Source organism: Bacillus sp. ISL-39 (genome assembly GCF_018613295.1).
Classification (GTDB): domain Bacteria; phylum Bacillota; class Bacilli; order Bacillales; family Cytobacillaceae; genus Mesobacillus.
In genome coordinates this window covers 1-15,872 of the sequence record NZ_JAGGQM010000008.1, presented here as the reverse complement: position 1 = coordinate 15,872, position 15,872 = coordinate 1, and the positions used below count along the sequence as shown (strand labels likewise).

General features: G+C 44.2%; 11 protein-coding genes and 1 other annotated feature. All 11 genes read left to right on the top strand.

What is annotated here, in order from left to right:
- Positions 1-62 precede the first annotated feature (62 nt).
- Positions 63-755, top strand: coding sequence for a 50S ribosomal protein L1 (gene rplA / locus J7E37_RS08925; RefSeq protein WP_214784158.1), 693 nt, complete (start codon positions 63-65; stop codon positions 753-755).
- A gap of 50 nt (positions 756-805) precedes the next feature.
- Positions 806-942 (top strand) — a sequence feature (ribosomal protein L10 leader region).
- 32 nt (positions 943-974) lie between these two features.
- Positions 975-1,475: a 50S ribosomal protein L10 gene (gene rplJ, locus J7E37_RS08920; RefSeq protein ID WP_214784155.1), complete on the top strand. Its 501-nt coding sequence runs from the start codon at positions 975-977 to the stop codon at positions 1,473-1,475.
- 58 nt (positions 1,476-1,533) lie between these two features.
- On the top strand, positions 1,534-1,896 hold the full coding sequence (rplL, locus tag J7E37_RS08915) for a 50S ribosomal protein L7/L12 (RefSeq protein ID WP_023626441.1): 363 nt from the start codon (positions 1,534-1,536) through the stop codon (positions 1,894-1,896).
- 533 nt (positions 1,897-2,429) lie between these two features.
- On the top strand, positions 2,430-3,032 hold the full coding sequence (locus tag J7E37_RS08910; RefSeq protein ID WP_215023620.1) for a class I SAM-dependent methyltransferase: 603 nt from the start codon (positions 2,430-2,432) through the stop codon (positions 3,030-3,032).
- Between the two features lie 245 nt (positions 3,033-3,277).
- The gene (rpoB, locus tag J7E37_RS08905) at positions 3,278-6,838 is read left to right on the top strand and encodes a DNA-directed RNA polymerase subunit beta (protein ID WP_214784149.1); all 3,561 of its coding nucleotides are present in this window, start codon (positions 3,278-3,280) and stop codon (positions 6,836-6,838) included.
- A gap of 113 nt (positions 6,839-6,951) precedes the next feature.
- Positions 6,952-10,554 carry a DNA-directed RNA polymerase subunit beta' gene (rpoC, locus tag J7E37_RS08900; protein WP_214784146.1) on the top strand — a complete coding sequence of 1,201 codons (3,603 nt, stop codon included), beginning with the start codon at positions 6,952-6,954 and terminating at the stop codon, positions 10,552-10,554.
- Between the two features lie 181 nt (positions 10,555-10,735).
- On the top strand, positions 10,736-10,984 hold the full coding sequence (locus J7E37_RS08895) for a 50S ribosomal protein L7ae-like protein (RefSeq protein WP_214784143.1): 249 nt from the start codon (positions 10,736-10,738) through the stop codon (positions 10,982-10,984).
- A 100-nt stretch (positions 10,985-11,084) separates the two neighbouring features.
- On the top strand, positions 11,085-11,507 hold the full coding sequence (gene rpsL, locus J7E37_RS08890; protein WP_023626436.1) for a 30S ribosomal protein S12: 423 nt from the start codon (positions 11,085-11,087) through the stop codon (positions 11,505-11,507).
- Between the two features lie 40 nt (positions 11,508-11,547).
- The gene (rpsG, locus tag J7E37_RS08885; RefSeq protein ID WP_041966528.1) at positions 11,548-12,018 is read left to right on the top strand and encodes a 30S ribosomal protein S7; all 471 of its coding nucleotides are present in this window, start codon (positions 11,548-11,550) and stop codon (positions 12,016-12,018) included.
- A 48-nt stretch (positions 12,019-12,066) separates the two neighbouring features.
- Positions 12,067-14,145, top strand: a complete 2,079-nt coding sequence (gene fusA / locus J7E37_RS08880; protein WP_214784140.1) for an elongation factor G — start codon at positions 12,067-12,069, stop codon at positions 14,143-14,145.
- A 124-nt stretch (positions 14,146-14,269) separates the two neighbouring features.
- A complete protein-coding gene (gene tuf, locus J7E37_RS08875) occupies positions 14,270-15,457 on the top strand; it encodes an elongation factor Tu (protein ID WP_102264854.1) in 1,188 nt (395 codons plus the stop codon).
- Positions 15,458-15,872: the final 415 nt, after the last annotated feature.

Below are 15,872 nucleotides of genomic sequence, written 5' to 3'. Positions count from 1 at the left end.
TGCCTCCGCTTTTCAAAGTGGGAGGTTATTCCGTTAAAACCACAATATAGGAGGAAATTAAAATGGCTAAAAAAGGTAAAAAGTATCTAGAAGCTGTAAAGCTTGTAGATCGCTCTCAAGCATATACAGCTGCTGAAGCAGTTGAGCTTGCTAAGAAGACAAGCACTGTGAAATTCGACGCTACAGTTGAAGCTGCTTTCCGTTTGGGCGTAGACCCTAAGAAAGCTGACCAGCAAATCCGTGGAGCGGTTGTGCTTCCAAACGGTACTGGTAAAACTCAACGTGTTCTAGTATTCGCTAAAGGTGAAAAGTTAAAAGAAGCAGAAGCTGCTGGCGCAGACTATGTTGGCGATGCAGAATACATCACTAAGATCCAGCAAGGCTGGTTCGACTTTGATGTAATCGTAGCTACACCTGACATGATGGGTGAAGTTGGTAAGCTTGGCCGCGTATTGGGACCTAAAGGCTTAATGCCAAACCCTAAGACTGGCACAGTTACTTTCGATGTAACGAAGGCAGTTAACGAAATCAAAGCAGGTAAAGTAGAATACCGCGTTGATAAGTCTGGTAACATCCATGTACCTATCGGAAAAGTTTCTTTCGAAGACGGCAAGCTTGTTGAAAACTTCAACACAATCTTCGAAACTATGATGAAGGTTAAGCCAGCTGCAGCAAAAGGAACTTACATGAAGAACGTTACGATCTCTACTACAATGGGACCTGGCGTTAAAGTAGATCCTTCAACTGTAAAATAATAGTATTTGACAATTAAAGAAGCATTAGATATAATTCTTCTTGTTGTGAAAATAAAATAACATTTGTACCGCAGACAGCAGGGGCTTATAGCTTAATAACCTGCCGAGGTCATACGATAGAGCTACACTTTTACTATTGTATACTTCCTCCGTGTCTGTCCAGATGCGGAGGTTTTTATTTGATCGGTATAAATGCAGAAATCTACAGGAGGTGTAAGGATGAGCAAAGTTATTGAAGTAAAAAAGCAAATCGTTGACGAGATTGCTGGCAAACTAAAAGAAAGCAAATCAACAATCGTTGTTGATTACCGCGGACTTACAGTTTCTGAAGTAACTGAACTTCGTAAAGAGCTTCGTGAAGCTGGCGTAGAATTCAAAGTTTACAAAAACTCTATGACACGCCGTGCTGCTGAAGCTGCTGAACTTGCTGACTTAAACACATCTTTAACAGGTCCTAACGCAATCGCGTTCAGTACTGAAGATGTAGTTGCACCAGCGAAGATTCTTAACGAATTCGCTAAAAAGCATGAAGCGCTTGAAATCAAGGCGGGCGTAGTTGAAGGCAACATCGTTACAGTAGAAGAAATCAAGGCACTTGCAGACCTACCGTCTCGCGAAGGTCTACTTTCTATGCTACTCAGCGTACTTCAAGCTCCGATCCGCAATCTTGCTCTTGCTACAAAGGCAGTTGCGGAACAGAAGGAAGAACAAGGCGCGTAAGTTAATTTTTACGGTTTAACAATAAAAAAACTAACCAATTTCAAGGAGGAAAATAATCATGACTCAAGAACAAATCATTGAAGCAGTTAAAAATATGACTGTTTTAGAACTTAACGATCTAGTAAAAGCAATCGAAGAAGAATTCGGCGTAACTGCTGCTGCACCAGTTGCTATGATGGGTGGAGCTGCTGGAGCTGCTGTTGAAGAACAAACTGAATTTGACGTAGTTCTTGCATCTGCTGGCGACCAGAAGATCAAGGTTATCAAAGTTGTTCGTGAAATCACTGGTCTTGGACTTAAGGAAGCGAAAGAAGTTGTTGACAACGCTCCTAAAGCTCTTAAAGAAGGCGTTTCTAAAGAAGAAGCTGAAGAAATCAAAGCTAAGCTTGAAGAAGTTGGAGCTAACGTCGAAGTTAAGTAATCAACCTTACAATAAAAAGCTCGCTGCTAAAGCGGGCTTTTTTTTCGCTTCTATCCTGCTAGCTGGTTAACGGTTAAAATTGGCGGCGTTATGATTCATTCAAGTTGATAAAGGCTCTGTTTTAACAAGAATTGTTTCTTACCTCCTGTTGATTGTAGTGGAAGGCGTGAAGACTCCTCCGAAAATGCTAACGCATTTTCATCGTGCGTGGGCAATTTCGGGGAAGTCCATTCAATGTCCTGCGGGAATAGCGAGTCACGGGAGACCCCGCAGGCGCCAAAAGCGCCGAGGAGGCTCCCGGACTGCAAGGAAGAATTTGATCTTTGAAAAAGCCGGCAGTAGGGCTTTTTCATAATTCTTCCCCCCGGAAAGCAAAGCGCCTGGAACGAAAATCAACAGCCGGATTTAAACAGAGCCCAAAACTAAACTTTGTTCAATTTTTGCTTTTTAATTTTAAAAAGTTTATAATACCGCAGTAGCAATGCAATCCGCGATCGCATTCTTCAAATGAGTCCCCGTGGAGGTGAGAGATTTTGACTGAACATTACTACTCCCGCAAACCCAGTACTGACAGCAATCCAGTAAAATGGCAAAGTGAATTGAAGGGGAATAGCTTCCGCTTCAAGACAGACAGTGGTGTTTTTTCGAAAAAGGAAGTCGATTTTGGATCAAGGTTGTTGATCGACACGTTCGAACTGAATAAAGCTGATGGATTGATCCTTGATGTTGGGTGTGGCTATGGGCCGATCGGTCTTTCGCTAGCAAAGGCTTATCCTGATGCAATGGTCCACATGGTGGATGTCAATGAAAGAGCGATTATGCTTGCTGATGAAAATGCGTCCGAAAACAAAGTGAACAATGTGAAAATCTATGAAAGTGACCGGCTGACTGGAGTGGAGGAAAAAGGATTCAATGCAATCCTTACGAACCCGCCGATCCGTGCCGGGAAAAAGATTGTGCATGATATTTTCGAACAAAGCTTCCTTCATTTAGCTGAAGGCGGAGAGCTTTGGGTGGTCATCCAGAAGAAGCAGGGTGCACCGTCCGCGATGGAAAAAATGAAAGAGCTTTTTGGCGAAGTTGACATTGCGGCGAAAAGTAAAGGATACTTTATTCTCAAATCTGTTAAATGTTGACGTGAGAAAACCGCTATGTTAATATTATAAAATGCCAATATATTAGTTTCCTTTTCAATTGCTATTTTCATCGAAAGTTGTATAATTTTGGGCATTAAGGGAAAACTAACAAAATAATTGTTCGTTGCAGGAAATGTGGTTTTTAGGTGAAAACCCTTTTTCTTTTTGTCTTTTGAAATGGAGGAAACTTCATGGACAAGACAGGGATAGATGAATAATAACGCTTGATTTGAGGGGTGAATCAGTTGACAGGTCAACTAGTTCAGTATGGACGACACCGCCAACGTAGAAGTTATGCTCGCATCAGTGAAGTTTTGGAATTGCCGAATTTGATTGAAATTCAAACCTCTTCCTATCAGTGGTTTCTTGATGAGGGCCTCCGTGAAATGTTCCAGGACATTTCACCGATTGAAGACTTTACTGGTAACTTATCGTTAGAGTTTATCGATTACAGTCTTGGCGAACCGAAATATCCAGTGGAAGAATCAAAAGAAAGAGACGTCACTTACTCTGCGCCATTGCGAGTAAAGGTCCGCCTTGTGAATAAGGAAACAGGTGAAGTAAAGGACCAGGATGTCTTCATGGGCGATTTCCCGCTTATGACAGAAACTGGCACGTTTGTAATTAACGGTGCTGAAAGGGTTATCGTTTCCCAGTTAGTGCGTTCACCAAGTGTATACTACAGTGGAAAACTTGATAAGAACGGGAAGAAAGGGTTCACTGCGACCGTTATTCCGAACCGAGGCGCCTGGTTAGAGTATGAAACAGATGCCAAGGATGTTGTATATGTAAGGATCGATCGTACGAGGAAGCTCCCTGTTACGGTTCTTTTGCGTGCATTAGGGTTCGGTTCTGATCAAGAAATCATTGATCTGATCGGTGATAACGAATATATCCGTAATACTCTTGAAAAAGACAATACGGAAAGCACGGAAAAAGCGCTTCTGGAAATTTACGAGCGTCTCCGTCCTGGCGAACCGCCTACAGTTGACAATGCAAAAAGCTTGCTGGTTTCAAGATTCTTTGATCCAAAGCGCTATGACCTTGCAAATGTAGGGCGTTATAAAATCAACAAAAAGCTTCATATTAAAAACCGTTTATTCGGGCAAAAGCTTGCAGAAACATTAGTAGATCCTGAAACAGGAGAAATTATTGCAGAAAAAGGAGTCACTTTAGACCGCCGAACTCTGGATAAGATCATTCCTGCGCTGGAGAAGGATGTTGGCTTCAAGAATTTCAGCCCTTACGGCGGCGTGGTTGAAGAGGATGTAACTTTACAAAGCATTAAGATCTATGCTCCGAACGATGAGGGCGAAAAAGAAATCAATGTTTTAGGTAATGCCTATGTCCCTGAACCGATCAAAAACATCACGCCTGCTGATATCATTGCATCCATCAGCTACTTCTTTAACTTGCTGCATGGTGTTGGTGACACAGATGACATCGACCATTTAGGAAACAGACGCCTTCGTTCTGTAGGTGAGCTGTTGCAGAACCAATTCCGTATTGGTTTGTCCAGAATGGAGCGTGTAGTCCGTGAAAGAATGTCCATTCAGGACACAAATACGATTACACCACAGCAATTAATCAATATCCGCCCGGTCATTGCGTCCATTAAAGAGTTCTTTGGAAGCTCCCAGCTTTCACAGTTCATGGACCAGACGAATCCGCTGGCTGAATTGACACATAAAAGGCGTCTATCTGCATTGGGACCTGGTGGTCTTACACGTGAACGCGCTGGCTTCGAAGTGCGTGACGTTCACTACTCCCACTACGGACGTATGTGCCCGATTGAAACGCCTGAGGGTCCAAACATCGGTTTGATCAACTCCCTTTCAAGTTTCGCGAAGGTTAACCGTTTCGGATTCATCGAGACACCATACCGCCGTGTAGACCCTGAAACAGGAAAAGTGACAAGCCATTTCGATTACTTAACAGCTGATGAAGAAGATAACTATGTAGTTGCACAGGCGAATGCCCGCCTAGCAGAAGATGGTTCTTTCATTGATGATGAAGTAATTGCCCGTTTCCGCGGTGAAAACACTGTTGTTAAGCGTGACCGCGTCGATTATATGGACGTATCACCTAAACAGGTTGTATCCGCAGCGACTGCGTGTATCCCATTCTTGGAAAACGATGACTCCAACCGTGCACTAATGGGTGCGAACATGCAAAGACAGGCTGTTCCGTTAATGCAGCCGGAAGCACCAATCGTTGGTACGGGAATGGAGCACGTGAACGCAAAGGATTCTGGTGCTGCAGTAATCTGTAAGCATGAAGGAATTGTAGAACACGTTGAAGCGCGTCAAGTATGGGTTCGCCGTGTTACGGAAGTAGACGGCCAGGAAGTTAAGGGTGACCTTGATAAATACCGCATGCTAAAGTTCATTCGTTCCAATCAGGGTACTTGTTATAACCAGCGCCCAATCGTAAGCCTTGGTGACCGTGTAGTTAAAGGAGAAATCCTTGCTGATGGCCCTTCTATGGAAGCAGGAGAACTTGCACTTGGCCGTAACGTACTTGTTGGCTTCATGACATGGAATGGTTATAACTACGAGGATGCAATCATCATGAGTGAGCGCCTCGTTAAGGATGATGTTTATACATCCATCCATATAGAAGAATACGAGTCAGAGTCCCGCGATACGAAGCTTGGACCTGAAGAAATCACACGCGATATCCCTAACGTCGGGGAAGATGCATTGAGAAACCTTGACGAGCGCGGAATCATCCGTGTCGGTGCCGAAGTGAAAGATGGAGATCTTCTGGTAGGTAAGGTAACACCTAAAGGGGTTACTGAATTGACTGCGGAAGAACGTCTCCTTCACGCGATTTTCGGTGAAAAAGCTAGGGAAGTACGCGATACTTCATTGCGTGTTCCACACGGCGGCGGCGGGATTGTCCTTGACGTCAAAGTGTTCAACCGTGAAGATGGCGACGAACTTCCTCCTGGCGTAAACCAGCTTGTCCGTGCTTACATCGTTCAGAAGCGTAAGATTTCTGAAGGTGATAAGATGGCGGGACGCCACGGTAACAAAGGGGTTATCTCGAAAATCCTTCCGGAAGAGGATATGCCTTTCCTGCCGGACGGAACACCAGTCGATATCATGCTTAACCCACTAGGGGTACCATCACGTATGAACATCGGTCAGGTTCTTGAGCTTCACCTTGGTATGGCAGCGCGCTACCTTGGAATCCATGTTGCTTCACCTGTATTCGATGGTGCTCGCGAGGAAGATGTATGGTCAACAATCCAGGAAGCTGGTATGGCTAGAGATGCGAAAACTGTCCTATATGATGGACGTACAGGTGAACCATTCGATAACCGTGTATCTGTCGGTGTCATGTACATGATCAAGCTTGCTCACATGGTAGACGATAAGCTTCATGCTCGTTCTACTGGACCATACTCACTTGTTACGCAGCAGCCACTTGGCGGTAAAGCTCAGTTCGGCGGACAGCGATTCGGGGAGATGGAGGTTTGGGCGCTTGAAGCATATGGCGCTGCTTACACATTGCAGGAAATCTTAACCGTCAAGTCCGATGATGTTGTTGGACGTGTTAAAACGTATGAAGCAATTGTAAAAGGTGAAAACGTACCAGAACCAGGCGTTCCTGAATCATTCAAAGTATTGATGAAAGAACTTCAGAGTCTTGGTATGGACGTCAAGATCCTGTCAGGCGATGAAAAAGAAATAGAAATGCGCGATTTTGATGATGAAGAAGAATTGCAGCATGCAGAAACTTTGACAATTGCTCCTGAAGCAGAAGAAATGGATTCAGAAAAAGTAGGAATGAAAGAATAGGTCCATCTAATTGGCACACGTGTACAAACAGTTGAATAACAGTATTGTCCACGTGTGTTCCTTTTTGGGTGGCCATAAGGGTAAAACCCTAGATTAAAAGGGAGGTAGGCCCCTTGCTAGATGTTAATAATTTTGAGTACATGAAAATTGGCCTCGCTTCACCAGACAAGATCCGTTCATGGTCTTTCGGTGAGGTTAAAAAGCCTGAAACAATCAACTATCGTACTTTGAAACCAGAAAAAGACGGCTTATTCTGTGAGCGTATCTTCGGACCGACGAAGGACTGGGAATGTCACTGCGGAAAGTACAAAAGAGTTCGCTACAAAGGCGTAGTCTGTGACCGATGCGGTGTTGAAGTAACACGCGCAAAAGTCCGTCGTGAAAGAATGGGACACATCGAGCTTGCAGCTCCTGTTTCTCACATCTGGTATTTCAAAGGTATTCCTAGCCGTATGGGACTTATCCTGGATATGTCTCCGCGCGCACTTGAAGAGGTTATTTACTTTGCTTCTTACGTAGTTACGGAAACTGGCGACACTGCCCTTGAGAAGAAGCAGTTGTTGTCAGAAAAAGAATACCGCGCTTATCGTGAAAAATACGGCAACAAATTCCAGGCGGCAATGGGAGCAGAAGCAATCAAAAAGCTGCTTTCAGATATCGACCTTGATAAAGAAGCCGACATGCTGAAGGAAGAATTAAGAACAGCACAAGGCCAGCGTCGTACTCGTGCGATCAAGCGTCTAGAGGTAGTAGAAGCATTCCGTGGGTCAGGCAATGAGCCATCTTGGATGATCCTTGATGTCCTCCCTGTCATCCCGCCGGAACTTCGCCCGATGGTACAGCTTGATGGAGGTCGATTCGCAACTTCCGACCTGAACGATTTATACCGCCGAGTAATCAACCGTAACAACCGTCTCAAACGTCTTCTTGACCTTGGTGCTCCTAGCATCATTGTTCAGAACGAAAAGCGTATGCTTCAGGAAGCTGTTGACGCGTTGATCGATAACGGCCGCCGCGGCCGTCCGGTAACAGGACCAGGTAACCGTCCGTTGAAGTCTCTGTCCCATATGCTTAAGGGTAAGCAAGGTCGTTTCCGTCAAAACCTTCTTGGTAAGCGTGTTGACTACTCTGGCCGTTCTGTTATCGTCGTAGGTCCTAACTTGCACATGTACCAGTGTGGTCTACCTAAAGAAATGGCACTTGAGCTGTTCAAGCCATTTGTAATGAAAGAATTAGTGCAAAAAGGTTTAGCACACAACATTAAGTCTGCTAAACGTAAAATTGAGCGCGTTAGCCCTGAGGTTTGGGATGTCCTAGAAGATGTAATCAGAGAGCACCCAGTATTGCTTAACCGTGCCCCAACTCTTCATAGATTGGGAATCCAGGCGTTTGAGCCAACGTTAGTAGAAGGACGCGCAATCCGTCTTCACCCGCTAGTATGTACAGCTTATAACGCTGACTTCGACGGTGACCAGATGGCAGTCCACGTGCCACTTTCTGCTGAAGCACAGGCAGAAGCACGCCTGTTGATGCTTGCTGCCCAGAACATCCTGAACCCTAAGGATGGAAAGCCGGTTGTTACTCCTTCACAGGATATGGTATTAGGTAACTATTACCTTACTTTGGAAAGAGAAGATGCTGTAGGCGAAGGTATGGTATTCAAGGATACGAATGAAGCATTGATCGCATATCAGAATGGCTATGTACACCTTCACACTCGTATTGCTGTTGCCGCTTCATCTCTTGGCAACCAGACATTCACGGAAGAGCAAAATGGCCAGTTATTGATCACGACTGTTGGAAAGTTGATTTTCAACGAAATCCTTCCAGCGTCATTCCCTTATATCAATGAGCCTTCCAAGCAAAACCTTGAGGAGAAAACTCCAGAAATATATTTTGTTGAAAAAGGCGCGGATATCAAGGAAGTTATCAAGAGCATGAAATTGGTTGATCCGTTCAAGAAGAAAATTCTTGGAAACATCATTGCTGAAGTGTTCAAGAAGTTCAAAATCACAGAAACATCAAAAATGCTTGACCGTATGAAGGGTCTTGGATTCACATACTCGACTAAAGCGGGTATTACGGTAGGTGTGGCTGATATCGTGGTTCTTAAAGAGAAACAGGAAATCATTTCAGAAGCACAAACAAAGGTAGATAATGTTCTTAAGCAGTTCAGACGCGGTTTGATTACCGAGGATGAGCGTTATGATCGCGTAATTTCTATCTGGAGCCAGGCGAAGGATAATATCCAGGCTAAGCTGATGAAATCATTAGATAATTCAAACCCTATCTTCATGATGAGTGACTCAGGTGCCCGTGGTAACGCGTCCAACTTCACGCAGCTTGCTGGTATGCGTGGTCTGATGGCCAACCCTGCTGGACGAATCATCGAGTTGCCGATTAAGTCGAGTTTCCGTGAAGGTCTGACAGTTTTGGAGTACTTTATCTCCACTCACGGTGCTCGTAAAGGTCTTGCCGATACAGCACTTAAGACTGCTGACTCAGGTTACTTGACTCGCCGTCTCGTAGACGTAGCACAGGATGTTATCGTTCGCGAAGACGATTGCGGTACAGACAGAGGATTATTTATCAAATCACTTAAAGATGGTACTGAAGTAATCGAACCTCTAGAAGAGCGTTTAATTGGCCGTTATGCAAGAAAGGCAATCAAGCATCCTGAAACAAAGGCTGTGATTGTACCTGAAAACGGATTGATTACAGAAGACTTGACTGTTGAAGTAGTAGAAGCAGGGATCGAAGAAGTATGGATCCGCTCTGCATTCACATGTAATACACGCCACGGCGTATGTAAGAAGTGTTACGGACGCAACCTTGCGACTGGCCAGGAAGTCGAAGTTGGCGAAGCAGTCGGTATCATTGCTGCCCAGTCAATCGGTGAGCCAGGTACTCAGCTTACAATGCGTACATTCCATACGGGCGGTGTTGCAGGAGACGATATCACACAAGGTCTTCCGCGTATCCAGGAATTGTTCGAAGCACGTAATCCTAAAGGGCAAGCTGTCATCTCTGAATTGGAAGGTGTCGTAGTCGGCATCAACGAAGGAAAAGATCGTCAGCAGGAAATCGTGATTCAGGGTGAAATCGAAAGCCGTACTTACAATGCGCCATATACAGCACGTTTGAAGGTTGCTGTGAATGACCATGTACTACGCGGTCAGGAACTCACTGAAGGTTCAATCGACCCTAAGGAGCTCTTAAGAGTCAAAGATGTTCAATCCGTGCAGGAATACCTATTGAAAGAAGTTCAAAAAGTATACCGTATGCAGGGTGTTGAAATCGGCGACAAGCACGTAGAAGTAATGGTGCGCCAGATGATGCGCAAAATCAGGGTTATCGATGCTGGTGAAACAGATGTACTGCCAGGCACATTGCTTGAGATCCATCAGTTCACTGACGCTAACCGCAAGGCACTTCTTGATGGCAAAATGCCAGCAACAGGACGTCCGGTATTGCTTGGTATCACAAAAGCATCACTTGAGACGGATTCATTCCTGTCTGCAGCATCCTTCCAGGAAACAACAAGAGTGCTTACAGATGCAGCGATCAAAGGCAAGCGCGATGAACTTCTCGGCCTGAAGGAAAATGTTATCATCGGTAAACTTGTTCCAGCAGGAACTGGTATGCAGCGCTATAGAAGAGCTGAACCAATTGCAATGGAAGAAGAAAAAGCCGAAGATGCAATCACTGTAGAATAAATAAAGAGCGCGGCGCTCTCTGCTACGGCAGAAAGTGCCGCCTTTTTAAAGAAAAAAGAATGGATCTATGAATAAAAACAACAATCTAGAGAAAAAAGTTTTCTAATGTTGTTGACATCTCTTGCACTAGATGTTAATATTTCAAAGGTGCTCCTATTTACCGGTTACTTTGGAGGATATCATGTCTTATGAAAAAGTAGCTCAAGCTAAAAAGATTATAGTAGGATCAAAGCAAACAGTGAAAGCACTGAAGGCTGGCGAAGTAATCGAACTGGTCATTGCCAAGGACGCTGACATGAAAGTGACAGCCAATCTATTGCAGACTGCCAGGAAAATGAACACAGCCATCACCTATGTCGACTCCATGAAAAGATTAGGGAAGGCATGCGGGATTGCCGTAGGAGCTTCAGCTGTAGCGATAACCAAGTAAAAACTGTTTTTGCAGTGGACTGCAAGAACTTTGTTTTTTGTAAAAAAATGAACCACCTGGATGTGTGGGCTTACAAAAATGTGAAGGGAGGAAAATGATCATGCCTACTATTAACCAATTAGTGCGCAAGCCGCGTAGTTCTAAAGAGGAGAAGTCAAAATCTCCAGCGCTTAATAAAGGTTACAACAGCTTCAAGAAAGCTCAAACTAACGTTTCATCTCCACAAAAGCGTGGTGTATGTACTCGTGTTGGTACTATGACTCCTAAGAAGCCGAACTCAGCGTTGCGTAAATACGCTCGTGTACGTTTGACTAACGGAATCGAGGTAACAGCTTATATCCCTGGTATCGGGCACAACCTTCAAGAGCACAGTGTTGTTCTTATCCGCGGAGGACGTGTAAAAGACTTACCGGGTGTACGTTATCACATCGTTCGTGGTGCTCTTGATACTGCTGGAGTAAACAATCGTATGCAGGGCCGTTCTAAGTACGGTACTAAGAGACCAAAAGCAGCAAAGAAATAATAAACAAAACTAATTAGCCTTTTTGAAAGGAGGAAAAAACATGCCACGTAAAGGTCCAGTTGCAAAAAGAGACGTATTGCCGGATCCGATTTATAACTCAAAGCTTATCACTCGCTTGATCAACAAGATGATGATCGATGGCAAGAGAGGTAAATCACAAAAGATCCTTTATTCAGCTTTTGATATCATTCGTGAGCGTTCAGGCAAAGAGCCAATCGAAGTATTCGATGCAGCTCTTAAGAACATCATGCCTGTTCTAGAAGTAAAAGCACGCCGTGTAGGTGGAGCTAACTATCAAGTACCAATCGAGGTGCGTGCAGACCGCCGTACAACTCTTGGTCTTCGCTGGTTGGTAAACTACTCACGTCTTCGTGGGGAAAAGACAATGGAAGAGCGTCTTGCTAACGAAATTCTTGACGCTGCTAACAACACTGGTGCTTCTGTTAAAAAGCGCGAAGATACACACAAAATGGCGGAAGCAAACAAAGCATTCGCTCACTATCGTTGGTAATCTTACCTTCAATCTAAAAACACTTATACTAGGAAGGAGAAAGACCAAATGGCAAGAGAGTTCTCCTTAGATAAAACTCGTAATATTGGAATCATGGCTCATATTGATGCTGGTAAAACAACAACAACTGAGCGTGTTCTTTATTATACTGGCCGAATTCACAAAATCGGCGAAACACACGAAGGTGCTTCTCAGATGGACTGGATGGAGCAGGAGCAAGAACGTGGAATCACGATCACATCTGCTGCAACAACAGCTTCATGGAAAGAGCACCGCGTTAACATCATCGATACACCAGGACACGTAGACTTCACTGTTGAAGTTGAACGTTCACTTCGTGTACTTGATGGTGCAGTAGCAGTACTTGACGCACAGTCAGGTGTTGAGCCTCAAACAGAAACAGTTTGGCGCCAGGCTACTACTTATGGAGTTCCACGTGTAGTATTCGTTAACAAAATGGATAAGCTAGGCGCGGACTTCCTATACTCAGTATCAACTATTCATGATCGTCTACAAGCTAATGCTCACCCGATCCAATTACCGATCGGTGCTGAAGATGAGTTCGAAGCAATCATTGACCTAGTTGAAATGAGAGCAATCTTCTACGGTAATGACCTTGGAACAGAAATCACTGTTGGGGAAATTCCAGAAGAATATATGGCTCAAGCTGAAGAATACCGTGAAAAGTTAGTTGAAGCGGTAGCTGAGCTTGATGAAGAGTTAATGGAAAAATACCTTGGCGGAGAAGAGCTTACAGTCGAAGAGATCAAAGCTGCAATCCGTAAAGGTACAACAAATGTTGAATTCTACCCAGTTATCTGTGGTTCAGCATTCAAAAACAAAGGTGTTCAGCTAATGCTTGACGCTGTTATCGACTACCTTCCATCTCCACTAGATGTACCTGCGATCCAGGGCCATCTTCCGGATACTGAAGAAGTGGTTGAGCGTCACTCTGACGACAACGAGCCGTTCTCTGCTCTTGCGTTCAAAGTTATGACTGACCCTTATGTTGGAAAATTAACATTCTTCCGCGTTTACTCCGGAACTCTTGAATCTGGCTCTTATGTCCAGAACTCGACTAAAGGAAAGCGTGAGCGTATCGGACGTATCCTTCAGATGCACGCGAACAGCCGTCAGGAAATCTCAACGGTTTACGCTGGTGACATCGCTGCAGCTGTAGGTTTGAAAGATACAACTACTGGTGACACTCTATGTGATGAAAAGTCTCTAGTTATTCTTGAATCCATGCAGTTCCCAGAGCCTGTAATCCAGTTATCAGTTGAGCCTAAGTCAAAAGCAGACCAGGACAAGATGACAACTGCGTTGCAAAAGCTTCAAGAAGAAGATCCTACATTCCGCGCACACACTGACCAGGAAACTGGACAGGTTATCATCGCTGGAATGGGTGAACTTCACCTTGATATCATCGTTGACCGTATGAAGCGTGAATTTAAAGTGGAAGCAAACGTAGGTGCACCACAGGTTGCATACCGTGAAACTTTCCGCGAATCAGCTAACATTGAAGGTAAATTCGCACGTCAATCCGGTGGACGTGGTCAATACGGACACGTTTGGATTGAGTTCTCTCCAAACGAAGAAGGAAAAGGCTTTGAATTCGTGAACGGCATCGTCGGTGGTGTAGTTCCACGTGAATACATCCCAGCGGTTCAAGCTGGTCTTGAAGATGCTCTAGATCGCGGAGTTCTTGCAGGATATCCACTCGTTGATATCAAGGCAAGATTGTTTGACGGTTCTTACCACGATGTTGACTCCTCTGAAATGGCGTTTAAAATCGCTGCTTCAATGGCACTTAAGAATGCGGCTTCCAAGTGTAAGCCAGTTATCCTTGAGCCTGTCATGAGGGTTGAAGTTGTTATCCCTGAAGAATATCTTGGAGATATCATGGGTATGATCACAGCTCGTCGCGGACGCGTCGAAGGTATGGATGCTCGTGGTAACGCTCAAGTTGTTCGTGCGATGGTTCCACTTTCAGAAATGTTCGGTTATGCAACTGCTCTTCGTTCAAGCACACAAGGACGCGGTGTATTCTCAATGCACTTCGACCACTACGAAGAAGTTCCTAAATCTGTTTCTGAAGAAATCATCAAAAAAAATAAAGGTGAATAATTGATTTTCACCTATTAATCAAGTATAACTACTAATGTAAGCATAACGCTGTGGGATAGGGGTTCCTATTTCACAGCACATTAAAATATACTTAATTTTCATATATTAAAGGAGGATTTTTCTAATGGGAAAAGCTAAATTCGATCGTTCTAAGCCACACGTTAACATTGGTACAATTGGTCACGTTGACCATGGTAAAACTACTCTAACAGCTGCTATCACTACTGTTCTTTCTAAAGTAGGCGGCGGTGAAGCACGCGGATATGACCAAATCGACGCTGCTCCAGAAGAGCGTGAGCGTGGTATCACAATCTCAACTGCACACGTTGAGTATGAAACTGCAACTCGTCACTATGCACACGTTGACTGCCCAGGACACGCTGACTATGTTAAAAACATGATCACTGGTGCTGCGCAAATGGATGGCGGAATCCTTGTAGTATCTGCTGCTGATGGCCCAATGCCACAAACTCGTGAGCACATCCTTCTTTCTCGTCAGGTAGGCGTACCTTACCTTGTTGTATTCATGAACAAGTGTGACATGGTTGACGACGAAGAACTTCTTGAATTAGTAGAAATGGAAGTACGTGACCTTCTTTCAGAATACGACTTCCCTGGCGATGACATCCCAGTTATCAAAGGTTCTGCTCTTAAAGCTCTTGAAGGAGCTCCAGAATGGGAAGAAAAAATCAACGAGCTTATGGCTGCAGTTGATGAGTACATCCCAACACCAACACGTGACACTGACAAGCCTTTCATGATGCCTGTTGAGGACGTATTCTCAATCACTGGCCGTGGAACAGTTGCTACAGGACGTGTTGAGCGTGGACAAGTTAAAGTCGGTGACGTAATCGAAATCATCGGTATGACTGAAGAGCCAAAATCAACTACTGTAACAGGTGTTGAAATGTTCCGTAAGCTTCTTGATTATGCAGAAGCTGGAGACAACATCGGTGCACTTCTTCGTGGGGTAGCTCGTGAAGATATCCAACGTGGTCAAGTACTTGCTAAGCCAGGTTCTGTTAAGCCACACACAAAGTTCACTGCTGAAGTATACGTTCTTTCAAAAGAAGAAGGTGGACGTCACACTCCATTCTTCACAAACTACCGTCCACAGTTCTACTTCCGTACAACTGATGTAACTGGTATTTGTAACCTTCCTGAAGGCGTAGAAATGGTTATGCCTGGTGACAACATCGAAATGACTGTTGAACTGATCGCTCCAATCGCTATCGAAGAAGGAACTAAGTTCTCAATTCGTGAAGGCGGCCGTACTGTAGGCGCTGGCGTTGTAGCTTCTATCCAAGAGTAATTTTTAATAGAAACACTGAAAGCAGCTGGGTGACGATCCAGCTGCTTTTTTATTTATCTAATGTAGCGGAAGAAGTTGAAAGCTTTCTTTATAGGGGAATTGAATCAAGAAAACTTTTGGTAACGCAAAAAGAATATTGTACTGTTAATATTGAAACATATAGATCATGGTCCTAATCAACTGTAACAATGTACAGATAAAGAAGTGGCAGGAGAGCTTATCGTCATATTAAAGCCGAAAATGTGCGGGTAAAAAAGGATAAAGCAGGTTTATCGTCACATTAAAGCCGATAATGTGCGGATAAAAAAGAATCAAGCAGGTTTATCGTCACATTAAGGCCGAAAATGTGCGGGTAAAAAAGAATCAAGTGGGTTTATCGTCACATTAAAGCCGATAATGTGCGGATAAAAAAGAA